Here is a 26,334-nt window from a genome sequence, read left to right as displayed (position 1 = left end):
TCGCTCCTCACACCCGCTTGAACAGCGGACTGCGCTGCTGGTTGGTATCGGCCGCCGAGAGAAACTTCTCGGTGTAGATGTCGCGCTCGTACAGACGGCCCTGCATCAGGGTGGCAATGCAGGCCTCGATCATGACTGGCGGGCCGCACAGGTAAGCCTTGTTGCCAGCAAAATTTCCGGCAAAGTGGGCCTTGGCCACCTCATGCACAAAACCCTGCGCGCCAGTCCAGTCCGCCCCCTCGGGCGCGCCGGACAATGCCGGCACATAGGTGAAATTGGCATGTTGCGCCGCCAGGGCACGAAACTCGGCGTCGTAGTACAGCTCGTCCCGCGAGCGCTGGCCATAGACCAGGGTGATGGGCTGCGTTCTGCCGGCTTCCAACATGTCAAGAATCATCGAACGCGGGCTCGACAGGCCGGAGCCACCGGCAAAAAACACCACCGGCTCAGACGCCGACTTGCGTACAAAGAAGCGGCCGTAGGGGCCCGAGATGCGCAAGGCGTCGCCCTCCTTTAATTGCTCGTGCAGCCAGGTGGTTCCGGCACCCCCCTGGATGATGCGCACATTGAGCTCGACTTCACCGCTGGCTTGCACCTGGGCCGGGGAGTTGGCAATGGAAAAAGCACGACCGCCTTCGATACCGGGAATCATCACCTGCACGTACTGGCCAGCCTGGAAATGCAGGGGCTTGTCGAGCTTGAGGAAAATGGCCTTGATGGTAGGGGTCAGCGCTTCGATGCGTGACACCGTGCAGTCAAAGTCACGCACCGGAATGATCTCGGCATCGGGCTCTTCGTCGATGTCGGCTTCGATGGTGGCGTCGCTTTGCAGCGTGGCGCAGCAAGCCAGGGTCTTGCCGGCATCGCGCTCGAAATCCATCAGCGCAAACGGGTTGGCATGGCCATGGTCGACCTCGCCATCGCTCACCTCCACCTTGCAGGTGCCGCACAGGCCGTGGCCACAGGCGTGAGGAATGTAGATACCCTGGCGCAGCGCAGCATCCAGCAGGGTCTGGCCTTCTTCGACCTCGATGGTCGCGCCCAGCGGTTCAATCGTCAGTTGATAACTCATGGTCTTATTCGTTGGTTAAAGGTTTAAATGAAGCTGACGCAGCAGGCGGGCTCAACACCCACCTGCTGAAGCTGCAACACTTAATTGCAGGAACCGTTCAGGCCGGAAAGACCTGGCGTTTTGAAGCGGATCACATCCTTGTGCTTGAGTCCGTTTTCAGCCAGTGTCTTGACCGGGTCCGGCTGCCAGGGCTGACCGGATTTGGTCCACTGCACGGTAGCCCAGTCGATCTTGGCGAAGTCGGGGTGGTAGCCGTAGGTGCCGGGCAACACCGCGCTGCCCAAAGCGCCGAAAGGCGTGTCGGGTGGCAGCGGCAGCGCGATGGGCGCACCAAACAAGAGGTGCTGGTCCCAGCCGATGAACAACAGCGGCGCCGGGAAGTTTTCACGCGCGTCCTTGGCGGGAAAGTCGTAGGGTTTCAGGGCAATGACGCTCATTTCGTACTTCCTTCTGCAGAGTCACCGCGCCAGGCGGCAAAATTTTTCTGATCTTCTGAACCCTCAAAGTCGAAGTTGTCACGGCCGACATTCATGTTGTAGTAGTCCAGCACGGCCAGCAGTGGGTCAAAGCCCTCGGCGGTCGGGTCCACACCTTCCTTGAAGCAGTTGCCCTGGTAGATCTGCTGTGGCGGCAACCAGGCCTGGACATATTTTTCGGGCTCGTTTTCAAAGATGTCCTTGCAGTGGTCGCTGCAGAAGTGGTACTTGTCGCCCTTGTGCTCGGTTTCGCGGTAAGCAATCTGAGTGGGATCGCCAGGTTCCGTGAAGATCATCGGGATCTGGCAGGTCTGGCACAGCATGGGCAGGGTCTTCTGGTAAAAGCGGTTGCCTTGCTCGGCCTGCTCGCGCCAATAGTCCCAACGCGGCTTGTAGAGCTGATTGAAGGTTTCCGGGTACTTCTCAGCCAACCAGGCCATCTCTTCTTCCTTGGGAATCCAGGTATGGATGGGAGCGGCAGCGTTGTAGTTGTAAAACACGGCAAAGGTCTGGTGGCTGATGTGGTCCTTGCCTTCGCAAGCCTGGATCCAGCCTTTGGGTTTGCGAATGCCGTAACGCGCCAAGTCCTTGAACAGCGACTCGCCGTTTTCCTCCACATACATTTCCCAGCTTTCGCGCCAGCTCATGACGCGCTTGGGCAACATGTAGTCCTGCATCATGGCCACCACCGACAGGAGGCGATAACCGCGCCAGAACCATTTGTCGATCCAGCCCTGCACGATCGGCACGTTGGCGGGGTCCTGTTCCAGCATGAACTTGATGCACTCGATGCCCAGCGTCATGTGACGTGATTCGTCGGACTGCGCGCTGAAGCCAAAGGTGACCGTGGACATGTCGCCGTTGTGCGCTGCACCCGACATGAAGGGCACGAACAACAGGTTGGTCAAGACATACTCGAACGAGAAGCTCACCGCCGTCAAAAATTCGAACGGACCGCCGGTGTAGGCATCTTCAAAGAAGGACTTCGGCACCGACAGGTACCACACGCGGTCAAACATGTGCTTGGCGCTGTGCATGCCGTTGAAGTACTTGTTGTAGTGGCTCAAGGCGTGGGTTTCGGTCTGGTTGTGGCGCAACTCGTCAATCGACTGCATCTGGCAGGCCACACGGGCACCGGCGCCGGTGAACTGGCGCCCGACGTGGGCAAAGCCACGGTAGGCGTAGTACTCCAGCGGCGTGACCGCGGTCAGGAAAATCTTCAGCGCGTTGATGTAGCGTGCATCGGTGACACCGGTTTGGCCGTTGTTTTGTGCAAAGGCTTCGATCACCGCGTAAAGCTTTTTCTCTTTTTCGCCCTGGTATTTCCAGTAGGCGTCCATGGTCAGGCGGAACGGGTCTTCCCACTTGTCCCAGTCGTGGATCTTGATACCTTCGTAGGTGTCGTAAGGGAAAACCTTGTCCATCGGCTGGTAGCTGGTGTCCCAGGCCAGGCCACGTGTCATGGCGGCATAACGTTCTTTGAGACCGAGTTTCTTTTTCAGTACAGGGGTATCCATGGGTGCTCCTTGTTTTAAAAACCGTGTCAGTTGGACCAGCTCAGTGAGAGCTGGTCGTCGTCTTCGTCAATGCGGCCCGACAGGGTGACCAGATTGACGTGGATTTGTTGCAGATCAAAAGACCGGCCCAGCAGCTCCTCGATGGTCTCGCGGCGCACCACCAAACGGCCGGGCGCGTCAATCTTGACCAGTCCGGTGGGGTAGCTGGCCTGTGCCTGGGCGTTGTCGGCCAGGATGGCATCGATGATGGGGCGCGAATCTTCGTTGTCCTGGAACGCGATGAATACATTGGACATGCAGGGTCTCCTTGAATGAATGAGAAGGTGGGCGCTGAAGGGCGCTCAGGCGATGAGGCCGGATTTTTTGCAGCGCAAGTCAAGCGCGTCACGCGCCTCCTGCAGTGCCACCACGCCGACCGCCCCCAGCGCCAGCTCGGCCACCGGTGTCAGGGCCGTCTGGGCACGGTCGGCCCAGCGCATGAGCCAGCCCGAAATCAGCTTGCGGTTGTCGTCGGACTCGGCGGCAGCCACCTTGACCACCGCGTCAATCCAGCGTGCGCTTTCGCTGTGCCATTCGGGCATGAAGGCAGCCAGCATCGACACGGCGGTGCCGCCCTGCAAGGCGATGTGGTCGTCAACAAAGTTGCCATAAATCAGCGGGTAGAGCTGGCCGTCGAGCGCCAGGTTTTGCGCAATGAACAACTCAAACGGGTCCTGCACCACCAGCGTGTCTTCAACGTAGTGGCGCAGTGGCTGCCAGCAGGCAGCGTTGAGCCAGTCGTTCTTGCCTGCATCCAGAATGGCCGGCTCGTCAAGCGCCAGACCCAGACGGGTGATGAACTGGGCCGCGCCCAGGTGGTCCATGGCGTGGAACATGGCGGGTGCGGTGAACGGCGTGCCGTAGCCGTAAGCGCTGACGGCACTGTTGTTCATGTTGCCACCCCAGGCCACGTGGCGCAGCGGCATCAGCACTTCGCAGGCCTTGTTGCGCACGGCGTCGGACATCTTGGTGACCAGGCCGCGGGACTGGACAAATTCGTAGCTCGATTCAATCGCGTCCTGCTGACGGGCGCGGGCCATGGTCCAGGTGGCGTAGTAGTACTGGCGCGGGTCGCGCAGCGCGTTCCAGTCGGCCAGCTTCACCGCTGTGCGCGACTTGTCAAAAATCTCGTGTTCCGGGTCCCAGGTGGGGCGGTAGTGGAAGTTGTCGGTGGGCTGGGTGTCGAGCGTGGCTTCCTGGTAGCGGGACGCCGGTTTGTCGTTGCCGACGTACTTGGCCGTCTGGCTAAAGGTGTTGCGCAGGGGTTTGATTTCACGCGTATGGAGATCGACTGACATAGGGGCTATCCTTTTAAAAAAAACGACGAGGGGACTCAATCATTCAAAACTTGCACCTGGTTCTGGACGCAAAAATCGTCAAAAGCAGCCTGGGGCAACATCAAATCAACAAACAGTTCGGGCCAGCCGATGGCAAACTCAAAACACACCAATCCGCCCGGACGGACTTGCCGGACGCGAACGAACTTCTGCTTGATCTCGCAAGTCGGGCCTGTGGGTGAAGTGAAGGTCATGGTCATGGTCATGGTCATGTGGTGGCGGGTATTACCGTGTTGACTTTGCAAGGATCTTGCCAAAAAAATCTTCAATGCCGAAAATCTCGATATTTCAAGGGTTTACCACTACAAATCACTCTATTTTTTTTCATGAACCGGGGGGCATTTGGCATGGAATAGGGTTTACCCTTAAACCAATAAGCTATCAAATTCCTTGTAATTTGCGTATTTGATGAAAGCCAAATGGATAAAATTCACCAAATGATGAAATTCAACGAAATTACCAGAGATCCTCACGCGTTTGGGCGTTGTCTCATAAATATCGAGATTATTGTTTTCATTGACCGTGGAGTGATTTGCTTATGAGCCTGAAATTTCCCCCAAACGACGATTTGCGACGCCTGTTGCGCTTTGAGCCGGACAGCGGTGCGATCTGGCTTGGCGACCGGCGCATGGTGTTGATGCACACGGCGGCGCTGGCGGCGTTGCGCCAGGATCTGATCAATTCAGTAGGGCCAGAGCACGCGCGACGCCTACTGACCCGCATGGGTTATGCCTCGGGCTTGTCCGACGCCGAGTACGCCAAGAAAACGCGGCCTGGCGAGGCCATGCAGGACAGCTTCATGGTCGGCCCGCAACTGCACATGCTTGAAGGCGCGGCGCGGGTCACGCCGGTCAAGCTCAGCTTTGACATTCAGGCTGGCCAGTTCTACGCGGACTTCCGCTGGGACCATTCCTGGGAAGCCCATGCGCACCGGCAAAAGTTCGGTCTGGTGGACGAGCCGTCCTGCTGGACGCTGCTGGGTTATGCCAGCGGTTACACCAGCGCCTTCATGGGCCGCTTGATCCTGTTCAAGGAGACGCTGTGCGCCGCCTGCGGTGCCGACCATTGCCAGATCATCGGCCGCCCCATCGAGGAGTGGCCCGATGGCGAAGCCCATCGCGTTTATTTCACAGACGATTCCCTGATGGAAAAGATGGAAGCCTTGCAATTGCAGGTAGAGGCCCTGAAATCGACGCTGGAGCCGGCCAGCCAGGGCGGACAGCTCATTGGCAAGTCCACTGCCTTTCGCAAGGCCTACACCTTGATGCAAAAGGTGGCTCAAACCCAGGCCACAGTGTTGTTGACCGGTGAAACCGGCGTTGGCAAAGAGCGTTTTGCGCGCGCCCTGCACGAACTCTCCAATCGCGCTGATGAACCCTTTGTAGCAGTGAATTGCGCCGCCCTTCCCGCTGAACTCATTGAAGCTGAGCTATTTGGTGTGGAGAAAGGTGCTTACACCGGTGCACATGCGGCACGGGCAGGCCGCTTTGAGCGTGCTGACGGAGGCACCCTGCTGCTTGACGAGGTCGGTGAAATGCCGCTGGCAGCCCAGGCCAAGCTGCTGCGCGTATTGCAGGAAGGCGAGATTGAGCGCGTGGGCGGCGAGACCACGCGAAAGGTCAATGTGCGCCTGGTGGCCGCCACCAATGTCGACCTTGAGCAGGCCGTGCTGGCCGGGCGTTTCCGTCGTGACCTGATGTACCGCCTGAACGTCTACCCTATCTGTATTCCCCCACTGCGCGAGCGCAAGACAGACATTGAGCCGCTGGCCCAGGGCATGCTCGCACGCTTTTGCGCACTGCACGGCAAGCGCGTGCTGGGATTCGAGGAGCGCGCACTGCAGGCGCTGCAGCAACATGACTGGCCCGGCAACGTGCGCGAGCTGGAAAACCTGGTTGAGCGAGGCGTCATCCTTGCCCCCCAGGCAGGTATGGTCGAAGTGGAGCACCTCTTTCCAAACCAGCCCGATGCGGTGCAAACAAGCCTGGACGCGCATGGCCATCTCGCCAGATTACCCAGTGTGCAAGACGACGACTTGAGCGCGCGCATTCTGGACAGTGGCAGCTCGCTGGAAGAAATAGAAGGCCGTGTGCTCGACCACGCCGTGGCCCGCGCGCGCGGCAACCTGTCCGAGGCGGCGCGCTTGCTGGGCCTGACGCGCCCGCAACTGGCCTACCGGCAAAAGCAGCGCCAAAGTAGCGCGGCTCCGGCGCCTGCAGCAGACCGCAAAAGTGAACCGGGAGCATTGTGATGTCAACCATTCAAAAAACCCGTTGTGCTGACCCGGAAAGCGAAACGCTTGTGCCCCGCACGTTGGCCGAGCGTGCCTACCTGGGCCTGCGCCATGACGTGGTGTGCGGCAAGCTCGCCCCCGGCGAGCGCTTGCGCGTCGAACACCTGAAGGATCGCTACGAAGTGGGTGCCGGCACCCTGCGCGAGGCTTTGTCACTGCTGGTGTCCGATGCACTCGTCACCGCAGAAGGACAGCGGGGTTTCCGGGTGGCACCGATCTCGTTGACCGACCTGGAAGACTTGACCAACACCCGGGTCATGCTGGAGACGGAGGCCTTGCGACAGTCCATCCGCCATGGTGATGCCCAGTGGGAAGCCACGCTGTCGCACAGCTACGATCTGCTCACCAAAACCGAAATGGATCTCGCAGAGTCCGGCTCTGACCTCTGGGAGCGGCGCAACAAGGCTTTTCATGAAGCGTTGATTGCGGGCTTTGATTCAAACTGGAGCAAGTACCTCCTGTCCATCCTGTACCGCCATGCCGAGCGTTACCGCAACATCATCTGGCGCCTCACTGCCGCCAACGCCAGTGGCCGCAATGTGCACCAGGAACACGAGGCGATTTACCGTGCCGCCGTGGGCCGGCAAGATGCACGCGCTGCATTGGCGCTGGAAGCGCATATCCGCCTGACGCATGACATCATGCGACAGCAGGCCAGTCAAACGGAACTGAAGTGACCACCAGGCGGATTGGGTTTGACATGCGTTTTTTGCATAAAGTCATGGATCACCCTCGTATGGCTGTGTTTACCTAGGGTATCTACCTAGAATTTTGCTCATTCCAGATCACTTCAACCCCTTATGGAGAATCAAATGAGCTACCGAATCGAAAAAGACTTTCTTGGCGAGAAGCAGTTGCCCGACACGGCGTACTACGGTGTGCAGACTTTGCGGGGCAAGGAAAACTTTCATATCACGGGCATCCCGATGTCGACGGAACCCTACTTCGTCAAAGCGTTTGGCTACGTCAAAAAGGCCGCCGCCTTGGCCAATCGGGATCTGGGTGTACTTGACGCCCCGATTGCCAATGCCATTGCCGCTGCCTGCGACCGTCTGATTGCCGGCGAGATGGCCGATCAGTTTGTCACCGACTTCATCCAGGGCGGTGCGGGCACTTCCACCAACATGAACGCCAACGAGGTCATCGCCAATCTGGCGCTGGAGCAACTGGGCCACAAGAAAGGCGAATACCAGTTTGTCAATCCCAACGACCATGTGAATTTCGGCCAATCCACCAACGACGTCTATCCCACCGCTTTCCGGCTCGCGCTGATCCTGCGGCTTGAGAGCTATATGGAAGCGCTGCGCCGACTGCAAAGTGCTTTCTTCGCCAAAGGCAAGGAGTTCGAGAGAGTTTTGAAGATGGGCCGCACGCATTTGCAAGATGCCGTCCCCATGTCGCTGGGCCAGGAATTCCACGGCTGGGGCACCACCATGGGCGAAGAAGTGCAGCGCATCGCCGAAGTTCGCCAGTTCCTGCACGAGATCAACCTGGGGGCCACGGCGATTGGCACCATGGTCACCGCAGCGCCCGGCTACCCGGAGCTGGCCACCCGGTATCTGTCCGAGCTGACCGGTGCCAAGTTCATCCTTGCTGGCGACCTGATCGAGGCCACTTCGGACACCGGGGCCTACGTGCTGCTGTCCGGCGTACTCAAACGCACCTCCTCCAAACTCACCAAAATCTGCAATGACATCCGCCTGCTGGCCTCGGGGCCACGCTGTGGTTTCAACGAGATTCACCTGCCCCAGATGCAGCCAGGCAGCTCCATCATGCCGGGCAAGGTCAACCCGGTGATCCCGGAAGTGGTCAACCAGACCAGCTTCCTGGTCATCGGCCTGGACCTGACCGTCACGCTGGCCGCCTCCGCCGGGCAATTGCAGCTCAACGTGATGGAGCCGGTCATTACCTACGCCCTGTTCACGTCCATTGCCACCATGGAGAACGCCGTCAACAGCCTCAACGTCAATTGCATTCAGGGCATCACGGCCAATGCCGAACACACGCGCGACATGGTGCTGAACTCGCTGGGCATCATCACCGTGCTCAAGCCGTCTCTTGGCTACAAGCAATGTGCCGAAATTGCCCGTGAAGGCTATGAAACTGGCAAATCGCTGCACGACATCGTTGTCAAAGAGCGCAAGCTGATGACCCAGCAACACTGGGACGAGGTGTTCTCGTTCGAAAACTTGATCAGCCCGAAATTCGCGCAATGATCATGGCGCAGGCGGGTTCACGCCCGCCTTAAAAAGAAAGAGGTAAAGAAAATGACGGTATCGATTGTTTTGCAGTTCATGGTTGTGCTCGCCGCCATCTGGATGGGCGCGCGGTCTTCCGGTATCGGCCTGGGCCTTTGGGGCGCGGTCGGTTTGACGGTGCTGATCGGTGCCTTCGGCATCACCCCGACATCGCCACCGATCGACGTCATGCTGATCATTCTGGCGGTGATCATGGCCGCTTCGGTCATGGAGGCGGCGGGTGGTATCGACTTTCTGGTCGGGATCGCCGAGCGTATTATTCGAGCCAATCCCAAATACGTGACGATCGTGGCGCCGCTGACCACCTGGACGTTCACCTTCCTAGCCGGAACCGGACACATCGTTTACCCCCTGCTGCCGGTGATTTATGAAACCGCGCACCGCAGCGGCATTCGCCCGGAACGGCCCATGGCGGTGGCCACCATTGCCTCGCAGCAGGCGATCACGGCCAGCCCGGTGGCAGCCGCTACCGCGGCCATGATCGGGCTGTTTGCCGAAAAAGGCATGACCGAATGGGGACTGCGGGAGATTTTGCTGATCTGTGTCCCCGCCACACTGATTGGTGTCATCGCGGCAGCCATTGTTTCCATGTTCATCGGCAAGGACCTGAAGGACGACAAGGTCTACCAGGCGCGTCTTGCCGCAGGGGAAATTCCCGCACCGCAACCACCTTCTCAACGCCCGGCCCTCAAGCCCACGGCAAAGCTCGCGGCTTTCGTTTTTCTGACCGGCGTGGCCTTGGTCGTGCTGTTCGGATTTTTCCCGGCACTGCGGCAACTCCCCGGTGCGAAAGCCCCGCTGTCGATGCCCATCGTGATTGAAATCATCATGATGTCCATCGCTGCCATCATGTTGCTGGTCACCAAGGTGCCCGTCGACGAGATCCCCAAAACAGCCACCTTGCGTGCCGGTGTGGTGGCCGTCATCGGCATCTTCGGCCTGGCCTGGCTCGGCGACAGTTTCATCTCGGCCAACAAGGACCTGATCATTCCCGCCATTGGCGAGTGGGCGAAAGTGGCACCGTGGACATTTGCCTTCGGTTTGTTCTTTGCCTCGGTGTTGCTCTACAGCCAGGCCGCCACCACCCGGGCGCTGATGCCGCTTGGGGTGGTGTTGGGCATTCCGCCCCAGTTTCTGATCGGCATGTTTCCGGCAGTTAACGGCTACTTCTTCATTCCGACCTACGGCTCGTTGATCGCCGCCATCAACTTTGACCTGTCAGGCACAACAAAGATCGGACGCTACGTGTTGAACCACTCGTTCATGATTCCAGGTCTGGTGGCCACCACCGTGTCCGTCGCCGCCGGCTTGGCGATCGCCAACATGATCGTTTGATTGCGCCCAACCCCAGTCAGCCATGATGTCCCAGCAGCATGGCTGACTTGATTTTTGACCAGGCTTATGAACTGCCTTGGACCATGGCTAGCGCTTTAAAGCACGCTAGAAATTTGCATCCCTGGCAAACATCGCGCGCCACGCACGATGGCGCACGTTCAGCGTCAATTGGCTGTACAGCCCCATCAGGTTGCTTTTTTTTAAAGGCGAATACATCACATCATGATATAAATAGATAAACTTGACGGGTTTCAGCCAGGTCTGTTATCTGGCTGGCAGATGTTCTCCTATGAAACTCAATATTCTGTCTGACCTGCATCTCGGTTGTGGCGCATTGGACGTGCCCCGCAATGAAGCCAATGTCGTCATTCTGGCGGGTGACATTGCCCGCCCGCAAGAGGCGGTTTCCTGGGCCTTGGGATTCACCAAGCCCGTGCTATACATTGCCGGCAACCACGAGTTCTACGGCAGCAGCATTGTGAAGGCCTCAGATGAACTCAAAAAACTGTGTGCCGGAACGAATATTCACATCCTTGACAATGACCAGGTCATGATCGAAGGGGTACGCTTCCTGGGGACCACGCTGTGGACTGATTTCATGCTTTGGAATGATGACAAGGAACGTGCGCTGGCCATGCTGGAAGCACAACGTTTCATGCGTGATTTCAGCAGAATCCATTTGGACGAACCCGTGCCAAGACTGTTCACACCCGATGACGCCGCCGCTCTGTGTCGCGCTGACGCCCAGTGGCTTGAAACCCGGCTGGCCGAGCCCCATGCAGGGCCGACGGTCGTCATCACGCACCATGCACCGGCACGCCAAAGCATTCATTCGCGATTTGCCGGTTCACAGCTCAATGGCTGTTTTGTGTCCGATCTGCAGCATCTGGCTGACGGTGCGCGCGTGCAGTTGTGGGTGCACGGTCACACCCATGACAGTTTTGATTACATGCTCCACGGCACCCGGGTGGTGTGCAATCCGCGGGGTTATGCGAAAGATGGGGTGAATGAAAACCCCCTGTTTGACAGCAATTTTGTGGTTCAAATTGGACCTTCAACGCAAGGTGCAGAGCAGGAGTAAGGCATGGACAGATGGTTCTCAAAGCAGCTCGGTGACGGAATTCTGGCTTACGAATCGAAGGAGCAGATCCAGGCCATGTTCCCGCCCTTGTTCGCGGCTGCAGCGCGACCTGTGGACATGGCAGTCTTTACGCGGCATGAACTCGAAGGTCGCCTGCAATGCGAGGTGGTGGCTTATTTCTCGCCTGCCGCCGAAGCACTTGCCCGGCAACTGGATGCCCAGACGTGTGAAAAACCGTCTCCCACCGAGCTTGATTTACTGGCCGGCAAGCCCGATTGCTGGGCAGTTTTGTTTCCTGAAAGGTCATCACCATGAACCCTATGCATTCCCAGGACTGGGAACCGAAATCCGCTGCGGTGCTGCGCGATCAACGCGCCGCTTGTGATGAGATGCGTGAGCGTTGCCCGGTCGCTTACAGCGATTTGCTGGGCTGGTCGCTGTTTCGGCACGAGGACGTTGTTCGCGTCCTGAATGACCCCGAAACGTTCAGCAGCGTGGTCTCCAGAAATCTCTCGGTTCCCAACGGCATGGATCCCCCCGAACACGGCCTGTACCGTCCCCTCATTGAGCCCTATTTCACGCCGCAAGCCGTGCAGGCATTCGAGCCACAATGCCGCAACCTGGCAGCCGAGCTTGTGCGTTCCCTGCAAGGGCGCCCGGAGCTGGAACTGATGGGTGATTTTGCCCAGCCATTTGCGGTTCGGGTGCAATGCGCGTTTCTGGGTTGGCCGGCCAGCATGCAGGAACCGCTGCGTTTGTGGGCACAAAAAAACCACGCTGCCACCTTGGCCCAGGACCGGCCGGCCATGGCCGGTATCGCCCATGAGTTTGCGGGTTATGTCATGGGGTTGCTGCGATCGCGACGCGACGGCACCATCCCGGGCAGACAGGATGTCATAACCAGCTTGAGCAGCCAGCAGATCCATGGCCGACCGTTAAGCGACGAAGAGATCATCAGCATTTTGCGCAACTGGACGGTCGGCGAGATCAGCACCATTGCCGCAGCGGTCGGCATTGTGACCCAGTATCTGGCTGAACACACCGGTTTGCAACAACAACTGCGCGCACAGCCATCCTTACTGCCCGATGCCATTGAAGAAATTTTGCGACTGTACGGTCCGCTGCTGGCAAACCGGCGCGTGACCACCCGCGCCGTCGAGATCGGCGGGCGCACCATCGGTGCCGGGGAGCGTATTTCCCTGAACTGGGTCGCGGCCAACCGAGATGGCCGTGTCTTCACCGATCCACAGTCATTCCGACTGGACCGCGATGCAAGCGCCAATCTGCTGTACGGCGCGGGTATCCACGTCTGTCCCGGGGCGCCACTGGCGCGCATGGAGTTGCGGGTAGCGGTGCAGGCACTGCTTGACGGCACCACCAGTATCGACCCGATGGCACAGCGCCCGCCAACCAGCGCGGTTTATCCGGCTTCGGGCTTTGCCACCTTACCCCTGCACATCACGTTTGCGTCGCAACCCGTCGCCGACCAGCGATGACTTCGCCAAGCACCGATAGCGCAACGGGCGAGCGCCCGGCCAAGCCCGCACTGCAGACGCGCCTGCGGACTGATTTGGCCGGCCTGACCCCGGCGTATTTCGGGCTGGTGATGGCCACCGGCATCGTCTCCATTGCCGCCCATCTGCAGGGCTGGCCACAGCTTGCGCGCACGCTGTTCTACCTGAACAACGTGATGTATGCGGTCTTGTGGCTGCTGACGCTGGGACGCCTGCTGTGCTTTCCCCGGCGTTTTTTCAGTGACTTGATCGATCATTTGCGCGGCCCCGGATTTTTCACCATGGTGGCCGGAACCGGCGTGCTGGGGGCACAGTATGTATTGTTGCTTGCCGACTACCGCATCGGGCTGCTGCTGTGGATTGTGGCGCTGGTGTTGTGGCTTGGGCTGACCTATGCGATCTTTACCGCCTTCACCGTCAAGATGGACAAGCCGGCACTGGACAAGGGCATCAGCGGCGCCTGGCTGCTGGCGGTGGTGGCGACGCAATCGGTCGCCGTGCTGGCTGCGATGCTGGCGGCGCATGTGGCCCAGCCCTACCGGCTGGAGATGAACTTTCTGGCGCTGTCGATGTGGCTGTGGGGCGGCATGTTGTACATCTGGATGATGTCGCTGATTTTCTACCGCTACACCTTCTTCCGGTTCGCGCCGGGGGACCTGTCGCCGCCCTACTGGATCAACATGGGTGCCATGGCGATCTCGACGCTGGCCGGGTCGCTGCTGATCATCAATGCGCCCGATGCGCCGTTCCTGTTGTCCTTGCTGCCGTTTCTCAAAGGGGTTACCGTGTTTTATTGGGCCACCGGCACCTGGTGGATTCCGATGCTGGTCGTGTTGAGCATCTGGCGCCACGTTTATAAGCGTTTTCCGATGCGCTACGACCCGCTGTACTGGGGTGCGGTGTTCCCACTCGGCATGTACGCAACCTGCACCCAGCAAATGTTGCACGCGATGGAATTTGAACTTCTGGCATTTTTGCCCCAACTCTTTTTGATCGTGGCGCTGGTGACCTGGAGCTTTGCATTTATGGGCCTGTTGCTCGATCTGCTGCGGCGTTTTGACTTGCTGCGTTCGCCTATCCCTGTTGCCGAAGAACCTTCATGAATCCAGGAACTCTCGGATGACCCACCTTCGCACCCGGGCTGTCCATGCCGGGCAGCACCCTGATCCAAGCACCGGCGCCATTGCCACGCCCATCAGCCAGACGACTGCCTTTGGCTATGGCACGCTGGAGCAAGGTGCTGCCATCTTTGCAGGCGAGGCGCCGGGTTACCGTTACAGCCGCTTTGCCAACCCCACCGTGGCGGCGTTGGAGGCCAAGATGGCCGACCTGGAAGGCGCGCAGGCAGCGGTGGCTTTTTCCAGCGGCACGGCGGCCACGTCTTCCGTGCTGCTGGGGCTATTGAATCCGGGGGACGAAATCGCGTTCCTCGGACCGCTGTACGGCGGCACCGAGGGGCTTTTTCGCGCCTTGGGTGAGCGCTTTGGTATCCGGGCTGTGGACGCCACACAGCAGGGTCTGGCTGCCAGTCTCACACCGGCTACACGCATGGTGTGGGTAGAGACGCTGACCAACCCCAACCTGCACCTGCATGATCTGGCCGAAGTGGCCGCCATTGCCAAATCGCGTGGCGTGCTCACGGTGGCCGACAACACGTTCTGCACGCCGTGCCTGGCGCGGCCATTGGAGCACGGCATTGACCTTGTGATGCATTCCATGACCAAGTACCTGAGCGGGCATGGCGACGCCACGGGTGGCATCGTGGCGGGCCCGGCCGCCTTGATCGCATCGGTGCGCAAGACCGGCCTGGGCCATGTGGGGGGCAACCTGTCGCCGCAAGAGGCATTCTTGTTCCTGCGCGGCATCAAGACACTTCCGCTGCGCATGGCGGCGCACTGCGCGGGCGCGGCAGCTGTTGCCGATTTCCTGGCGGGCCACCCGGCGGTGCGGCTGGTGCATTACCCGGGTCTTGCCAGTCACCCGCAGCATGCACTGGCGCAGCGCCTGTTGCAAGGCGGTTTTGGCGGCATGGTGACTTTCGAGCTGATGCACAACGAGCGCGCTGCGGCGGCGGCCGTGCTGGACCAGCTTGAGCTGTTCACCCAGGCGGTTTCATTGGGTGACGTAGACAGCCTGGCCTGCCATCCAGCGAGCACCACGCACAGCTTTGTCACGGCTGAGACCCGGGCCAAAAATGGCATTACCGAAGGGCTGATCCGGCTCAGCGTGGGGATAGAGCATCCGGACGACCTGATGGCTGACCTCGAACAGGCGTTACGACATGCTGTTTAAAACGCGGATAGCGGTCGGCAAGGCCTCGCCATGGTCTGTGATCACAAGGGATTTAGCTTATGAATGCCCGTAATCTTGGGCCTTTCGCCGTAACGAGGCAGTTATGGCTTAACGCGACAGACCGCGCCGCTGTTGGCCGATTTGAGGTAAGCAATCAGGTCGGCACGATCGCTGGCCCCGGGAACGCCCGCATAGGTCATGCTGCTGCCAGGCACCATGGCTAGCGGTTTGGTCAGAAACCGATCGAGCGTTTTTTCATTCCACACGATGCTCGATTTCTTCATGGCCGGCGAATAGTCAAAGCCAGGCACACTGCCCGCGCGTCGGCCCAGCAAGTCGCAATGCCTGGGCCCGACGCGATCGAAAGTCAGCGCGTGGCACGCGGCACAGCGCGCATACAACTGTTGGCCGCGCGCCGCGTCTGGCGCTGCATGGGCCGCCATGTCCAGGCTGATAGTCGTTAGCGCGAATAGTGCGACGGGAGCAAGATGGCGGCGCGGCATCACGACATGAAAGCGGAAGGCACGGGAACTTCGCCAATGGCCTGGCGCAGGATGGCCCAATGCATGGCTTCGTCACCCAAAATACTCGCGGCCGCCTTGGCCAAGTCGTGATTGCCAAACAGCGGTACGGCTCCCAGGTAAGCGCTCACGGCGCCCTGCTCGAGCGCGGCGGCAAACTTGAGTACGTCAAGCTCCGCTTTCAACTGGTCCACGGGAAAGTTGTATTTGGCCTTGGCCACGGCAGCTTTTCCGCCCAGCTTGGCCACCGTGCCGGAAAGCAGCGCCACATGCTCTTTGTGGTGGCCCTGAAACGTCAGCGCCAGGTCCAGCACCGGCTTGCTGAGCAATTTGCTTTCGGCGCCCAGTTGATAGGCGGCAATAGCCTCCAGTTCGGCGCCGATGGCGGTGTTCAGGATCTGGATGTCGGCGGCCTTGCCGCCGCCCGCCTTGGCAGCCAGCGCATCGTTGCCGGCGAGCAGCGCAATTGCCGTCCCTGACAACACCAGGCCGCCCGAGCGGCCAAGAAACAGCCGCCGTGCGGCGGCGGGGGTGGACATTTGAAAAAATGACATGGCAATCTCCAGTTGGTAAAAACTCACTTCACATATCACGAGCGCGAAGATTCACGTTCGTGGGCGATCATGGCCAGCACACCCTCGACAATCCTGTCGCAGCGCGAGCCGGCAAATGAAAACGCGTCACCGATGGCCATATCGATGTCGCGTGAAAGGCCTTCGCGCAAAATTCCGCGGGCACGAAAAAACCGGGAGCGTACGGTGGCCTCGGGAATATCCAGCGCCAGAGCGGTTTCCTCCACGCTCAATTCCTCGACCCCCCGAAGCATGAAGACGCTGCGAAACGAATCGGGCAAGGAGTCAATCCGGGCCTCGATCTGCTGGCGTATCTGTGCCCGCACGGCGGTGGGCTCGGGCTGATCATCGGGATTGGCCTGCATCTGCATCTCCGGGGTTTCGCCGTCTGCATCGATCGTCGCATTGAGCGGCACTACCTGGGCGGGCTGGACGCCAGAGCGCCGCAGCCGCCCCAGCGCTTCATTGACCACGATGCGCACCAACCAGGTGGACAGCCTGGCGTCAGAGCGAAAGCTGGCCAGCGCGCGCCAGGCGCGCAGATAGGCTTCCTGCAAGGCATCCTGCGTGTCGTCGTCGTTTTTGAGGATGCTGCGCGCCGTGCGAAACAACAAACGGTTGTGTCGCCGCATGATCTGCGAAAACGCCGCATCGTGGCCGGCAATAGCGAGATTGACCAGCTCCGCATCGGAGCTGGCATCAAGGGGGGCGGGAAGCATTGTTTTTTGGGTATTCATGACTGATCCTGTCCATTAGATGGTCGGCAGGCTGCCGACGTTTCGGATTTTGTCGGGCCGCATGAAAAGCCGGGTCGCGACGCATCAAGCGGCCCCGCTCCGTTAGTAACCATAAAACTCTTCACTGCGAATGTCGTCGTCGTTGACACCCGCTACGCTTAATGTCTCGCGCATCGACGCGACCATGCCCGGTGGGCCGAGCAGGTAGCAAATGTCCGTCGGGAGCTTGCCGCAGACTTTTATCACAAGGTGTTCATCGATCGGACCCGTTCTACCGTCCCATGGGGTTCTGGATTTCTCCATTTTCGTCATCGTGGCGATCAATTGAAGGTTGCTGTTTTCCCGCGCGAGCTGTTGCAACTCGACCAGAAACGCCGCGTCCTCCGGACGGTGATTTGAATAAAGAAGAATCATCCGTTGTGGCAACTGGTCCTTTGTCGCCTGCCGCAAAATGCTCATGAACGGCGTGATTCCGATGCCCCCGGCGATGAAAACCGCTGGCCATGCACGGATGTTGTGCAATGTGAGCGAGCCGAACGGTCCATCGAGCTTGACAAGCGTGCCGTTCGACAGAGCGCTCAAAGCGCATTTGTATGGGCAGTAGGGAAAGTGCATCTCGATCGTGCCACTCCTTGCGTACAGCCGTTCCAGCATATTGACAACCAACGCCTTGAACCGCATCTGATCCATCGCCTCTGGCGACTCCTCCAGCAATTCGATGGCGCGGGACATGTGCGTGCCCTTGGCGGCGGCGAGGTCACAAGGACTTCAGGTACTGAACCAGATCGGCCATATCCGGGGCGGTCAGACCGAGCGACTGTCTGGTGTTGTACGTTTGCACGACGTCCTGTAGCGTGGCCGCTGATCCGTCGTGAAAGTACGGGGCATGCTGCCAGACACCTTTGAGGGGAGAGGTGCGGTACTGTTTTGTCGCCGACCGGGAAGCGTAACTCGGAGACTCCGGTTCGGCCATGGAATCGGCAACCGGGTGCAGTCTGATGTTGGCATCCGTAAATGCGGACCCGCTGTGGCATGTCACGCACTTGCCTGCGCCCTCGAATATCTGCTTTCCTCGCAATGAGGCGACCGCGTCGAAGCTGCCGGCCGGCGGAGTCGGCGCCTTCAAAGTGAGTTGATAGGCCTGCAGGGCGGGCAGCTTGGCGCTCACCAGGTCCTGCGTGCCATTCTTGATGTCCAGATTCAGGCGCGGCTCGGAAACTGACCCTTGCCCGCCCATTTCAGCCACGGCAACGTACCGATTCCAGTACGCAAGGTCCTCACCATCACCGGTGAATGTGATGCGATGGATGCCGTCCAGTCCGTAGGCGGGGGGGATGACCACCGGCTTGCTCAGACCGTCAACGTTGTGGCGAGGATCGAACTTGCCGGCACCCCAGGAATTGAGGGCCACCTTCGTCGCGGCATCCAGGGCAGGCGACAGGGCAATGATGGCCCCGGGATTGAGGTCGCGGTTGGGCCAGCCATCGAGCCGCTTGCCGATGCCGGGCGCAAACGAGTTGTCAACCGTCGAATGGCACAGTGCGCAGGTGATGCCGACACGGGTCAGCGTGTCCGCACCATTGACCGACTCGACTGTGCCCTTGAGACCGACAACCGCGTTCAGCTTCAGCAACGTCACGGTAGTGGCCGGGCTCTTCAGATCGAGGCTGCCATTCTGGATGCCCTGGACCACTGCCGCAGGCAGGGCCTCGGCGTCAACCTTGAGTCCGACTGAAAGCGCGGTCACCGGATCGACTGCCGTGCGGATAACCTCATGAATGCGCAGCGTGTCCGTCCACTGCGCTTCGTCGCCAAAGGTATCGAAACGAAAGATCTGCTGGCCCTGTGCCACCAGGGCGGCTTGCTCAGCGGCCGAGTCTTCGGAAGAACCACCGCACGCGGCGAGTAGCGCGACGGCGCTTGCGACCGCGGTATAGATTAGAACTGCTCGTGAACCCATAGCACCGCGCTTGTACCGTGCCGAATAGCGGCGGGTGTCGGGCCGTGGCATGGTGGAAGTGTCTGCTTTCATGTTCAATCCTTTACGCTTGTTTTGAAATATTCAGTGTGGCTCCTGTGTGTTAGATGATCAGGCGGTCCGCGGCGTTCCGAATCTTTCAGTCGTACAGTGAAGTTGCGGACGTCATTTCCAAACGGCACAACACCCATGTTCACCGTGCAGGGGCTTGGCGATGGCCTTGCAAGGTCACGGCCAAGTCCAGCTCGGGCTTGGTGAGGAGCTTGCTGCGATGACCTCCAGCATTGCACCAATGGCTGTGCTGGAAATCTGCACGTCAGCGGCTTGCGTCACCGGTTGACGTCGATAGCCTCGGTTGCAAGAAGAAATTCCCGCAGGGCAACCGCGTTATTGTGTGCTTCGTCATGCGCGCCATACACGAGCGTGACAGAGCCCTTGCGCGCCATTGTGCGCAAGGTATCGAGTAACTCCGCGTGTGGGCGCAATTCGGCCGCATAGCGCTGGCGAAACTCCTGCCAGCGCGCGGGGTCATGACCGAACCACTGGCGTAGCGCGGTGCTGGGCGCAAGCTCCTTGGCCCATTGATCCACGGCCAAACTCTCCTTCTTGATGCCTCGCGGCCACAGGCGGTCAATCAATACACGCACACCGTCGTCGTGGGATGGCGGATCGTAAGCGCGCTTGATCCGGATATGGCTGGCTGGAATTTTCGTGCTCATGAAGATGCCCTTGCAGCAGTCTGGCTCTGGCTCTGGCGCTCGCCGGCGGGCCGGTGCAGCCAGCGCAGCGCGCTCGACCGGGGCCCCTCGCACGCTGCAAGGTGCGCCGAGATAATCATGCTCGAAAATTTCATGGTTTAACTCCCGATGAACGTGATAGAAGCCAGACGATGGCACGTTCGCCATATTTGAATCTGCCATTGCCAGACGGCAAAGCATACGCGTGGTGCGCGACACGATTGTTCAGTAGGGGTAGTTAACATGCATCTTATGATGGGCGCCTGTCAGACTGGGAGCAACAGCCAACACACTGAAACCGCATGATTGAACCGAACAAGCCCAAGATTATTTTTGCGCGCTCCGTCCTCAAGGCTACCCGTTCCAAGCTTGGGGGAGCGAGGGAAATGGCTAAACCCGAAGCCACTTATCCCAACCTTGACGCACTGCTGACGGCGGTACGCAATTGCCGTGTATGCGAGTCGCATCTGCCGCTTGGTCCTCGTCCGGTACTGCGTGCGGGTGAAACGGCCCGCATCCTCATCGTGGGGCAGGCACCCGGTGCGCGCGTGCACATGACCGGTATCCCCTGGGACGACCCGAGTGGGGATTGTCTGCGCGCATGGCTGGGGATCGACAAGACGTTCTTCTATGACGAATCGCGCATCGCCATCATTCCGATGGGCTTTTGCTATCCGGGGCGCACAACGGGTGGTGATTTGCCGCCACGTCGTGAATGTGCGGCGCTCTGGCTCGACCAGTTGCTGGCCCGGCTGCCGCAGATTGAATTGACGCTGCTGGTCGGTCAATATGCGCAGCGCCATTTTCTCGGCAGCCGCCGCAAACGGTCACTGACCGCAACCACGATGGCCTGGCGGGAGTACGCGCCGCGATTCATACCGCTGCCGCACCCTTCGCCGCGCAACCAGCCCTGGTTCAAGCAAAACCCCTGGTTTGACGAGGACGTGGTACCCGCGCTGCAGGCACGCATCGCTACCCTGTTCGCCCGCTGAGGGCCGGCGGGTTGAGGTTGGGCGCCTGGCTGGTACCCGCTACCATTGGCCGTTGATCAGGTTGTCGTGTTTTTGAATCGTCAGGCCCACAAGCTTGCGGTGCTCTCAGCGGGACACCAATGAAGCGCGAAAGGCGGACATGAAATTCATCGCATGGCCCTGCACCTGGGTTGCTTTCATGCCGGGCTTGTAGAGGGCTGATCCAATGCCAAAGCCAGTGGCGCCGGCAGCAAGGTACTGGCCCATGTTTTCCGGCGTGATGCCACCCACCGGCAGCAATCGCGTGTCTGCTGGCAAGACAGCACGCAGTGCCCGAACCACTGCGGGGCTAATCATCTCTGACGGAAATAGCTTGAGTCCCGTGGCGCCAGCCTCCAGTGCGGCAAAGGCCTCGGTGGCCGTCATCACGCCAGGCAGGCACACCAGTCCCAGGCGCACAGCTTCTCGCACGACAACCGGGTTGAAATTGGGTGACACGATCAATTGGCCACCGGCAGCATGAACATTGCGTACATCGTCGGGCGTGAGCACCGTGCCGGCACCGATCAGCGCCTGCGGAAAGTTGCGGGTCAAAGTGGCTATGCTGGCAAGTGGATCCGGTGAGTTAAGGGGAACCTCGATCAAAGTCCACCCCGTGCTTGTCAAGGCCTCCCCTACCGCCGCGGCTTCATACGTTTGCAGGCCGCGCAGGATGGCGACCAGGGGAAGTTGGTTCAGCGCGGCGTCAAATTTCTGGTGTGCATTCATGATTGTTTCAACAAGTTGGGACGGAGCTTTTGCGCGATCGCCCACAAACCGGCCCAAGTCGCCTCCGAGCCCACCCGACACGCGCTGACACCGCATTGGGCCAGCGCACTTTGGTAGCGCTGAGTTAATGATTCCGATCCGATGATGACCACCTCGGCATGAGCCTGCCATGTCTGGGCACGCATCTCCTCGCCAATGACTAGGCCGGACAAATAGCTGGGCAGCGAGGCGGCCGGCAACCGGTCGAACAAGGACAGGGTGCGCGTGCTGAAGGCAGAATGCAACAGGCTGCTGCTGCGCAGCGCCAGTGTCACCCCCTGATCGAACGCCTCGCGGTCGAATTCACCATCGCTGGCCGGCAGGGTGCGCGACAAAATCGAATGCTGTCGCAGCAAGGCAAAAAACTCGCCCGTCATGAAGGTAGAGAATGACTGGATCTGGCCCGCTTGCACCCGTACCCATTTGCTGTGCGTACCGGGAAGCACCAGCAGTGCGTCTTGCCGCCCGAGCAGTTGGAGGGCGCCAAAAATCTGGGTTTCCTCTCCCCGCATGACATCGGGAATACCGTCGTTTTCACAGCACAGCCCCGACACGATGGCGATGCGGTCCGGCTCCACCCATGCCAGGTTGGCGGCGACTTCGGTGAACCCGGCCGGACAAGTGCAATAAGGTGCTTCCAACCAACCCTGCTTGCTGCCGACCATGCCGGACATCAGGCAAAAGGCGTCAGGTTTTTGCATCCAGTCGCCAAAGCAGGAATTGAAAACAGAAGGGAATTCGCCGGGTGCCACCGTCAGAATACCCCTGGCAAAGGAGCGCTCTTCCACCGTCTGGCCGCGCGCGTCAAGCCAGGCGCCGCGCAGCGACGAGGTGCCCCAGTCAACCGCGAGCAAGGTACGACCCTTCATGGTGCTCCTTGGTTGTTGACTATTTGCCACTGATGACCACATAGGATGGATGACCCTGGCGCGACCAGTCGACCAGATTCTGTGCCGCCTTGCGCCGCAGCTCCTTTTCCGCGACCACCGAATAAAACGCCGCGTGTGGCGACAGCAATACCCGCGGATGCTGCACGATGCGCGAATCGATCGCTGGCGGTTCGATCGGCAGCACATCCAGCGCAGCACCGTCGAGCCTGCCGGCATCGAGCACGGCCAGCAAGTCATCGATATTGACCACGGCACCGCGCGCGGTGTTGACCAGCACGCTGCCGTGCTTCATCAATCCGAGGACTGACGCGTCCACCATGCCCCGCGTTTCATCGGTGAGCGGCACATGCAGGGAGATGGCATCGGCCTGCGCAAACAGTTCTTCCTTGCTGACGCGTTCGACATAAGCCGGAAAATCGCCGTCAATGATGTAGGGATCGCAGGCGATCACGCGCTTGAAACTGTTGCGGCTGATATGCGCCATGCGCTTGCCGATGCGGCCGAGGCCCAGAATGCCGACGGTCATGTCAACGACACGCTGCATCTTGCCGGCGCTCGTGAAATGCCACTTCCCGGCCTTGACGTCCCGATCGTAGAACGCGATGTGCCGCAGTAGCGACAGCGTCATCGCCAGCGCGTGGGTGGCCACCTCACCGACGCCGTAATCGGGCGAATTGCCGACCCACACGCCATGCGCTTTTGCATCGACGGTATTAACGGTGTCGAAACCGGCGCCGTAGCGGCTGACGATCCGGATCTCGGGGCGGGCCGCGAACACCTTGGCATTGATCGGCGCGTATTGCACCAGCAGACCCTGGCAGCCGACCGATGCGGCGATCACCTCGTCCTCGGTGCGGCATTGTGCAACAACCACCTCAATGCCGGCAGCGCGATACAGCGCCTGCTCCAATTCAAGATCGGGAAAGTCATAGTCGGTAATCAGGATTTTCATTTTTCGCGCTTCAGTGGTTGTCTTTCGGCACGAAAGCGCCGCGCTGGCCGACCAGGAAGTCAAGATCCGCACCTTCGTCGGCCTGCAGCACATGGTCAACATAGAGCTTCCAGTAACCCGAGGACAGCGGTGGCTCAGGAGCCTTCCAGCTGAGCAGCCGCCGCGCCAGTTCCTCGTCGCTGATGAGCAATTGCAGGCGACGCTCGGGCACGTTGAGTTCAATCATGTCGCCGTTTTGCACGACCGCCAGCGGGCCACCGGCCGCCGCCTCGGGGGCGGTATGCAGCACCACGGTGCCATAGGCGGTGCCGCTCATGCGCGCATCGCTGATGCGAACCATGTCGGTGATGCCTTTCTTCAGCACTTTCGGCGGCAGCGGCATGTTGCCGATTTCGGCCATGCCGGGATAGCCCTTGGGTCCGCAGTTCTTCAGCACCAGGATACAGGTCTCGTCCACATCGAGTTGGTCGTCGTCGATGCGGGCGTGGAAATCATGGCTGTCCTCGAACACCACGGCACGGCCGGTGTGCACCAGCAGCCCGGGGGTGGCCGCGCTGGGCTTGATGACGGCGCCGCGCGGCGCCAGATTGCCGCGCAACACAGCAATACCGGCCTTGTCCTTGAACGGCTCGTCAAATTTCTTGATCACGCGCGGGTCGTAGTTCTGCGCATCAGCGAAATTTTCGGCCACGCTCCGGCCACTGACCGTGATGATGTCCCGATGCAGAAGATGGCCGATTTCCTTCATGACCACCGGCAGGCCGCCAGCGTAGCAAAAATCTTCCATCAGATGCTGGCCCGAAGGCTGCAGGTTGACCAGACAGGGGAGTTCGCTGGCCAGGCGGTCGAAGTCGTCCACGCTGAGGGGCACGCCCAGGCGACCGGCGATGGCGATCAGATGAATCACCGCATTGGTGGAGCCACCAATGGCCGCCAGCGTACGAATCGCGTTCTCGAAGGCTTCGCGCGTGAGCACCTTGGAGATGGTCTGGTCCTCGTGAACCATCTCGACGATGCGCCGGCCCGCGTTACGCGCCAGCACGTTGCGCCGCCCGTCCACCGCCGGGTAAGCCGCATTGCCCGGCAGACCGATGCCCAGCGCCTCCACCATACTGGCCATGGTGGAGGCCGTGCCCATGGTCATGCAATGGCCGTGGCTGCGGTGCATGCAGCTTTCGGCCTCCATGAATTCTTCCAGTTTGAGCGTGCCGGCGCGCACCTGTTCGCTCATGCTCCAGACCCCGGTGCCCGAGCCGAGCTCCTGGCCGCGCCATTTGCCATTGAGCATGGCACCGCCAGACACGCCGATGGTCGGCAGATTGACGCTGGAGGCGCCCATCAGCAGGGATGGCGTGGTCTTGTCGCAGCCCATCAGCAGCACGACGCCGTCGAGCGGATTGGCACGGATGCTTTCCTCCACATCCATGCTGGCCAGATTGCGGTACAGCATGGCGGTCGGACGCATCAGGGTCTCACCCAGCGACATGACCGGAAACTCCATCGGAAAGCCGCCAGCCTCGTACACACCAATCTTCACCTGCTCGGCCAGCGTGCGGAAATGGGAATTACAGGGTGTGAGTTCACTGAAGGTGTTGCAAATGCCAATGACCGGCCGGCCATCAAACTGGTCGTGTGGCACGCCCTTGCCTTTGACCCAACTGCGGTAGACAAAACCGTCGCGGTCCTGCCGGCCAAACCACTGCTGGCTGCGCAGTTCTTCGGGTTTCTTTTTGGGTTTGCTGGAATGGGTCATAGGGTAAATCCTTAATTTTCAAACATATTATCGTCATATGATATTAATCAAAAACTAGGGGAAACCCCGACAAAATCATCGTGCGATCGCCCTATGGTAAAAATTGAGAAACAGAAAAAACATGATCAAAAATGTCCACGGCAATACGGTTGACCATCTCGGCGAAGCCATCGTCGCGGGGCGCTACATTGCCGGCGAATCGATGCCGCCCGAGCCGATCCTGGGGGAGCAACTGGGCGTGAGTCGCACCGTGATACGTGAAGCCGTGAAATCGCTTATCGCCAAAGGCCTGGTGACGACAGGCCCCAAGGTCGGTACCCGTGTGCTGCCCGAAGCGCACTGGAACTGGTTCGATCCCGATGTCATCGCATGGCAAGCCAAGGCTGGCTTGCCACCCGAGTTCCTGCGCGATCTGATGGATTTGCGGCGTGTTGTTGAGCCTGCCGCTGTGCGCCTTGCAGCCCAACGCGCCACCCCGGAGGACATTGCCGACATTGAAATCGCCTTTGAAGGCATGAAGCGGGCCGTGAAAGAAGGCGGTGACTACGTCTCTTTTGACCTGCGCTTCCATCAGGGACTGCTGCGGGCCTGCCGCAACCGCATGCTCATCCACATGAGCAAGGTGCTCGGTGCCCTGTTGCGCACCAGCTTTGAGTTGTCTACCCGCAAGAAAGGGGGCCCGGAGAGCTCCCTCGCGTTGCATCGCGCGGTACTCGATGCCGTGATTGCCGGCAACCCCGCCAAGGCCGAAAAGGCAATCCTGGTGCTGATTGATGGCGCCCATCAGGACATTGAAGAAATCCTGGCATCAAGCCACGGCCTGCCCCAACTGAATACGCCAGCCACCCTGCTGAAAGCGGCATGAGGTATTGATCGCTAAGGAGCCCCAGGTGCAAAAAATAATACATCCATTCTTCAAACTGCTGGACCTGCTGATCGTTGCGTGCATGATCGCCATGGTCTTCATGGTGTTCGGCAACGTGGTGCTGCGCTACGGCTTCAACTCGGGCATCGACGTCTCTGACGAAATGTCGCGTTACTGCTTCATCTGGCTGACCTACATCGGGGCGATGGTGGCGATGCGCGAAAAAGGGCATCTGGGCGTGGACACTCTGGTCAAGCACCTGGGCATAGGGGGCAAGAAACTGTGCCTGTTCCTGAGCGAGGCGCTCATGCTGACATGCAACATACTGTTCTTTGTC

The 26,334-nt window shown here is 59.8% G+C and carries 28 protein-coding genes and 1 pseudogene; 12 read left to right on the top strand and 17 right to left on the bottom strand.

Translation table 11 applies throughout. The annotated features are described in order from the left end of the window. Window positions 1-7 precede the first annotated feature (7 nt). The 6 genes from NDJ10_RS14425 to NDJ10_RS14400 all read right to left on the bottom strand — a co-directional run bounded on the left by NDJ10_RS14425 (window position 8) and on the right by NDJ10_RS14400 (window position 4,653). Entirely contained in the window at window positions 8-1,072 is a 1,065-nt protein-coding gene (locus NDJ10_RS14425) for a phenol 2-monooxygenase domain-containing protein (protein ID WP_296163532.1), read from the bottom strand. Window positions 1,073-1,152: 80 nt separating this feature from the next. Continuing rightward, a complete protein-coding gene (locus tag NDJ10_RS14420; protein WP_296163530.1) occupies window positions 1,153-1,509 on the bottom strand; it encodes a phenol hydroxylase subunit P4 in 357 nt (118 codons plus the stop codon). After that, window positions 1,506-3,065, bottom strand: a complete 1,560-nt coding sequence (locus tag NDJ10_RS14415; protein ID WP_296163528.1) for an aromatic/alkene/methane monooxygenase hydroxylase/oxygenase subunit alpha — start codon at window positions 3,063-3,065, stop codon at window positions 1,506-1,508. Before NDJ10_RS14415 ends, NDJ10_RS14420 begins: the two co-directional genes overlap by 4 nt. A 26-nt stretch (window positions 3,066-3,091) precedes the next feature. Further along, window positions 3,092-3,361: an MmoB/DmpM family protein gene (locus NDJ10_RS14410; RefSeq protein WP_296163526.1), complete on the bottom strand. Its 270-nt coding sequence runs from the start codon at window positions 3,359-3,361 to the stop codon at window positions 3,092-3,094. A 45-nt stretch (window positions 3,362-3,406) separates the two neighbouring features. Then, window positions 3,407-4,402, bottom strand: a complete 996-nt coding sequence (locus tag NDJ10_RS14405; protein ID WP_296163521.1) for an aromatic/alkene monooxygenase hydroxylase subunit beta — start codon at window positions 4,400-4,402, stop codon at window positions 3,407-3,409. 35 nt (window positions 4,403-4,437) lie between these two features. Further along, window positions 4,438-4,653 (bottom strand): phenol hydroxylase subunit, encoded by a 216-nt coding sequence (locus NDJ10_RS14400; protein WP_296163519.1) that lies wholly within the window; start codon window positions 4,651-4,653, stop codon window positions 4,438-4,440. A gap of 326 nt (window positions 4,654-4,979) precedes the next feature. Here NDJ10_RS14400 and NDJ10_RS14395 point away from each other — a divergent pair, with 326 nt between their 5' ends. The 9 genes from NDJ10_RS14395 (at window position 4,980) to NDJ10_RS14355 (ending at window position 15,214) form a co-directional block, all read left to right on the top strand. Continuing rightward, a complete protein-coding gene (locus tag NDJ10_RS14395; protein WP_296163517.1) occupies window positions 4,980-6,692 on the top strand; it encodes a sigma-54-dependent Fis family transcriptional regulator in 1,713 nt (570 codons plus the stop codon). Beyond that, window positions 6,692-7,411, top strand: coding sequence for a GntR family transcriptional regulator (locus tag NDJ10_RS14390; protein ID WP_296163515.1), 720 nt, complete (start codon window positions 6,692-6,694; stop codon window positions 7,409-7,411). Before NDJ10_RS14395 ends, NDJ10_RS14390 begins: the two co-directional genes overlap by 1 nt. A gap of 135 nt (window positions 7,412-7,546) precedes the next feature. Then, a complete protein-coding gene (locus NDJ10_RS14385; RefSeq protein WP_296163514.1) occupies window positions 7,547-8,950 on the top strand; it encodes an aspartate ammonia-lyase in 1,404 nt (467 codons plus the stop codon). Between the two features lie 51 nt (window positions 8,951-9,001). Further along, window positions 9,002-10,327, top strand: a complete 1,326-nt coding sequence (locus tag NDJ10_RS14380; protein WP_296163512.1) for an anaerobic C4-dicarboxylate transporter — start codon at window positions 9,002-9,004, stop codon at window positions 10,325-10,327. Window positions 10,328-10,616: 289 nt separating this feature from the next. After that, complete coding sequence (locus NDJ10_RS14375; protein ID WP_296163509.1) at window positions 10,617-11,408, top strand: metallophosphoesterase; 792 nt, start codon at window positions 10,617-10,619, stop codon at window positions 11,406-11,408. Between the two features lie 3 nt (window positions 11,409-11,411). Then, window positions 11,412-11,723 carry a hypothetical protein gene (locus NDJ10_RS14370; protein ID WP_296163506.1) on the top strand — a complete coding sequence of 104 codons (312 nt, stop codon included), beginning with the start codon at window positions 11,412-11,414 and terminating at the stop codon, window positions 11,721-11,723. Then, window positions 11,720-12,904, top strand: coding sequence for a cytochrome P450 (locus NDJ10_RS14365; protein WP_296163502.1), 1,185 nt, complete (start codon window positions 11,720-11,722; stop codon window positions 12,902-12,904). Before NDJ10_RS14370 ends, NDJ10_RS14365 begins: the two co-directional genes overlap by 4 nt. Continuing rightward, entirely contained in the window at window positions 12,901-14,025 is a 1,125-nt protein-coding gene (locus tag NDJ10_RS14360) for a tellurite resistance/C4-dicarboxylate transporter family protein (RefSeq protein ID WP_296163500.1), read from the top strand. Before NDJ10_RS14365 ends, NDJ10_RS14360 begins: the two co-directional genes overlap by 4 nt. Before the next feature lie 16 nt (window positions 14,026-14,041). Then, window positions 14,042-15,214: a PLP-dependent aspartate aminotransferase family protein gene (locus tag NDJ10_RS14355; RefSeq protein WP_296163497.1), complete on the top strand. Its 1,173-nt coding sequence runs from the start codon at window positions 14,042-14,044 to the stop codon at window positions 15,212-15,214. A 101-nt stretch (window positions 15,215-15,315) separates the two neighbouring features. Here NDJ10_RS14355 and NDJ10_RS14350 read toward each other — a convergent pair whose 3' ends face one another. The 7 genes and pseudogenes from NDJ10_RS14350 to NDJ10_RS14320 form a co-directional block, all read right to left on the bottom strand. Then, entirely contained in the window at window positions 15,316-15,657 is a 342-nt protein-coding gene (locus NDJ10_RS14350; RefSeq protein WP_296163495.1) for a c-type cytochrome, read from the bottom strand. A gap of 59 nt (window positions 15,658-15,716) precedes the next feature. Next, entirely contained in the window at window positions 15,717-16,289 is a 573-nt protein-coding gene (locus NDJ10_RS14345) for a ferritin-like domain-containing protein (protein ID WP_296163492.1), read from the bottom strand. Between the two features lie 35 nt (window positions 16,290-16,324). Next, entirely contained in the window at window positions 16,325-17,044 is a 720-nt protein-coding gene (locus NDJ10_RS14340) for an RNA polymerase sigma factor (RefSeq protein ID WP_296163490.1), read from the bottom strand. 102 nt (window positions 17,045-17,146) lie between these two features. After that, window positions 17,147-17,659, bottom strand: coding sequence for an FAD-dependent oxidoreductase (locus NDJ10_RS14335; protein WP_296163563.1), 513 nt, complete (start codon window positions 17,657-17,659; stop codon window positions 17,147-17,149). Further along, window positions 17,633-17,782 (bottom strand): annotated as a pseudogene (locus NDJ10_RS14330) (GTP cyclohydrolase, FolE2/MptA family); the annotation flags it as partial. The pseudogene NDJ10_RS14330 and the gene NDJ10_RS14335, both read right to left, overlap by 27 nt. Window positions 17,783-17,801: 19 nt before the next feature. Continuing rightward, window positions 17,802-19,076, bottom strand: coding sequence for a c-type cytochrome (locus tag NDJ10_RS14325; protein ID WP_296163489.1), 1,275 nt, complete (start codon window positions 19,074-19,076; stop codon window positions 17,802-17,804). A gap of 275 nt (window positions 19,077-19,351) precedes the next feature. Next, window positions 19,352-19,741: a DUF488 domain-containing protein gene (locus NDJ10_RS14320; RefSeq protein ID WP_296163561.1), complete on the bottom strand. Its 390-nt coding sequence runs from the start codon at window positions 19,739-19,741 to the stop codon at window positions 19,352-19,354. 404 nt (window positions 19,742-20,145) lie between these two features. On the opposite strand from NDJ10_RS14320, the gene NDJ10_RS14315 reads away from it, so the two are divergent. Then, a complete protein-coding gene (locus tag NDJ10_RS14315) occupies window positions 20,146-20,751 on the top strand; it encodes a uracil-DNA glycosylase family protein (RefSeq protein WP_296163559.1) in 606 nt (201 codons plus the stop codon). 105 nt (window positions 20,752-20,856) lie between these two features. Here the strand turns inward: NDJ10_RS14315 and NDJ10_RS14310 are convergent, their stop codons facing one another. The 4 genes from NDJ10_RS14310 to NDJ10_RS14295 are packed head-to-tail and all read right to left on the bottom strand — an operon-like array spanning window position 20,857 to window position 25,132. Continuing rightward, window positions 20,857-21,498, bottom strand: a complete 642-nt coding sequence (locus NDJ10_RS14310) for a 2-dehydro-3-deoxy-6-phosphogalactonate aldolase (RefSeq protein ID WP_296163487.1) — start codon at window positions 21,496-21,498, stop codon at window positions 20,857-20,859. After that, window positions 21,495-22,406 (bottom strand): 2-dehydro-3-deoxygalactonokinase, encoded by a 912-nt coding sequence (locus NDJ10_RS14305; RefSeq protein ID WP_296163485.1) that lies wholly within the window; start codon window positions 22,404-22,406, stop codon window positions 21,495-21,497. The genes NDJ10_RS14310 and NDJ10_RS14305 overlap by 4 nt, the downstream gene beginning before the upstream one ends. Window positions 22,407-22,425: 19 nt before the next feature. Next, window positions 22,426-23,379, bottom strand: a complete 954-nt coding sequence (locus NDJ10_RS14300) for a C-terminal binding protein (RefSeq protein ID WP_296163483.1) — start codon at window positions 23,377-23,379, stop codon at window positions 22,426-22,428. A 10-nt stretch (window positions 23,380-23,389) separates the two neighbouring features. Continuing rightward, complete coding sequence (locus NDJ10_RS14295; protein ID WP_296163481.1) at window positions 23,390-25,132, bottom strand: IlvD/Edd family dehydratase; 1,743 nt, start codon at window positions 25,130-25,132, stop codon at window positions 23,390-23,392. Between the two features lie 121 nt (window positions 25,133-25,253). Here NDJ10_RS14295 and NDJ10_RS14290 point away from each other — a divergent pair, with 121 nt between their 5' ends. Then, window positions 25,254-25,997 carry a FadR/GntR family transcriptional regulator gene (locus NDJ10_RS14290; protein WP_296163478.1) on the top strand — a complete coding sequence of 248 codons (744 nt, stop codon included), beginning with the start codon at window positions 25,254-25,256 and terminating at the stop codon, window positions 25,995-25,997. 25 nt (window positions 25,998-26,022) lie between these two features. After that, the coding region (locus tag NDJ10_RS14285; RefSeq protein ID WP_296163477.1) for a TRAP transporter small permease at window positions 26,023-26,334 on the top strand (312 nt) is incomplete at its 3' end.

The sequence above is a fragment of the Rhodoferax sp. genome (genome assembly GCF_023700745.1).
Taxonomy (GTDB): Bacteria; Pseudomonadota; Gammaproteobacteria; order Burkholderiales; family Burkholderiaceae_C; genus Rhodoferax.
This window is presented reverse-complemented; position numbering and strand designations above follow the sequence as displayed.

Bases quoted from the DNA above. Each gene is read 5' to 3' on its own strand.
- NDJ10_RS14320 (WP_296163561.1), bottom strand. From the start codon at position 19,741: ATGAGCACGAAAATTCCAGCCAGCCATATCCGGATCAAGCGCGCTTAC.
- NDJ10_RS14340 (WP_296163490.1), bottom strand. From the start codon at position 17,044: ATGAATACCCAAAAAACAATGCTTCCCGCCCCCCTTGATGCCAGCTCC.
- NDJ10_RS14355 (WP_296163497.1), top strand. From the start codon at position 14,042: ATGACCCACCTTCGCACCCGGGCTGTCCATGCCGGGCAGCACCCTGAT.
- NDJ10_RS14335 (WP_296163563.1), bottom strand. From the start codon at position 17,659: ATGCACTTTCCCTACTGCCCATACAAATGCGCTTTGAGCGCTCTGTCG.
- NDJ10_RS14300 (WP_296163483.1), bottom strand. From the start codon at position 23,379: ATGAAAATCCTGATTACCGACTATGACTTTCCCGATCTTGAATTGGAG.
- NDJ10_RS14365 (WP_296163502.1), top strand. From the start codon at position 11,720: ATGAACCCTATGCATTCCCAGGACTGGGAACCGAAATCCGCTGCGGTG.
- NDJ10_RS14410 (WP_296163526.1), bottom strand. From the start codon at position 3,361: ATGTCCAATGTATTCATCGCGTTCCAGGACAACGAAGATTCGCGCCCC.
- NDJ10_RS14380 (WP_296163512.1), top strand. From the start codon at position 9,002: ATGACGGTATCGATTGTTTTGCAGTTCATGGTTGTGCTCGCCGCCATC.
- NDJ10_RS14305 (WP_296163485.1), bottom strand. From the start codon at position 22,406: ATGAAGGGTCGTACCTTGCTCGCGGTTGACTGGGGCACCTCGTCGCTG.
- NDJ10_RS14370 (WP_296163506.1), top strand. From the start codon at position 11,412: ATGGACAGATGGTTCTCAAAGCAGCTCGGTGACGGAATTCTGGCTTAC.
- NDJ10_RS14415 (WP_296163528.1), bottom strand. From the start codon at position 3,065: ATGGATACCCCTGTACTGAAAAAGAAACTCGGTCTCAAAGAACGTTAT.
- NDJ10_RS14350 (WP_296163495.1), bottom strand. From the start codon at position 15,657: ATGGCGGCCCATGCAGCGCCAGACGCGGCGCGCGGCCAACAGTTGTAT.
- NDJ10_RS14425 (WP_296163532.1), bottom strand. From the start codon at position 1,072: ATGAGTTATCAACTGACGATTGAACCGCTGGGCGCGACCATCGAGGTC.
- NDJ10_RS14390 (WP_296163515.1), top strand. From the start codon at position 6,692: ATGTCAACCATTCAAAAAACCCGTTGTGCTGACCCGGAAAGCGAAACG.
- NDJ10_RS14310 (WP_296163487.1), bottom strand. From the start codon at position 21,498: ATGAATGCACACCAGAAATTTGACGCCGCGCTGAACCAACTTCCCCTG.
- NDJ10_RS14405 (WP_296163521.1), bottom strand. From the start codon at position 4,402: ATGTCAGTCGATCTCCATACGCGTGAAATCAAACCCCTGCGCAACACC.
- NDJ10_RS14290 (WP_296163478.1), top strand. From the start codon at position 25,254: ATGATCAAAAATGTCCACGGCAATACGGTTGACCATCTCGGCGAAGCC.
- NDJ10_RS14385 (WP_296163514.1), top strand. From the start codon at position 7,547: ATGAGCTACCGAATCGAAAAAGACTTTCTTGGCGAGAAGCAGTTGCCC.
- NDJ10_RS14420 (WP_296163530.1), bottom strand. From the start codon at position 1,509: ATGAGCGTCATTGCCCTGAAACCCTACGACTTTCCCGCCAAGGACGCG.
- NDJ10_RS14325 (WP_296163489.1), bottom strand. From the start codon at position 19,076: ATGAAAGCAGACACTTCCACCATGCCACGGCCCGACACCCGCCGCTAT.
- NDJ10_RS14360 (WP_296163500.1), top strand. From the start codon at position 12,901: ATGACTTCGCCAAGCACCGATAGCGCAACGGGCGAGCGCCCGGCCAAG.
- NDJ10_RS14315 (WP_296163559.1), top strand. From the start codon at position 20,146: ATGGCTAAACCCGAAGCCACTTATCCCAACCTTGACGCACTGCTGACG.
- NDJ10_RS14395 (WP_296163517.1), top strand. From the start codon at position 4,980: ATGAGCCTGAAATTTCCCCCAAACGACGATTTGCGACGCCTGTTGCGC.
- NDJ10_RS14345 (WP_296163492.1), bottom strand. From the start codon at position 16,289: ATGTCATTTTTTCAAATGTCCACCCCCGCCGCCGCACGGCGGCTGTTT.
- NDJ10_RS14375 (WP_296163509.1), top strand. From the start codon at position 10,617: ATGAAACTCAATATTCTGTCTGACCTGCATCTCGGTTGTGGCGCATTG.
- NDJ10_RS14295 (WP_296163481.1), bottom strand. From the start codon at position 25,132: ATGACCCATTCCAGCAAACCCAAAAAGAAACCCGAAGAACTGCGCAGC.
- NDJ10_RS14400 (WP_296163519.1), bottom strand. From the start codon at position 4,653: ATGACCATGACCATGACCATGACCTTCACTTCACCCACAGGCCCGACT.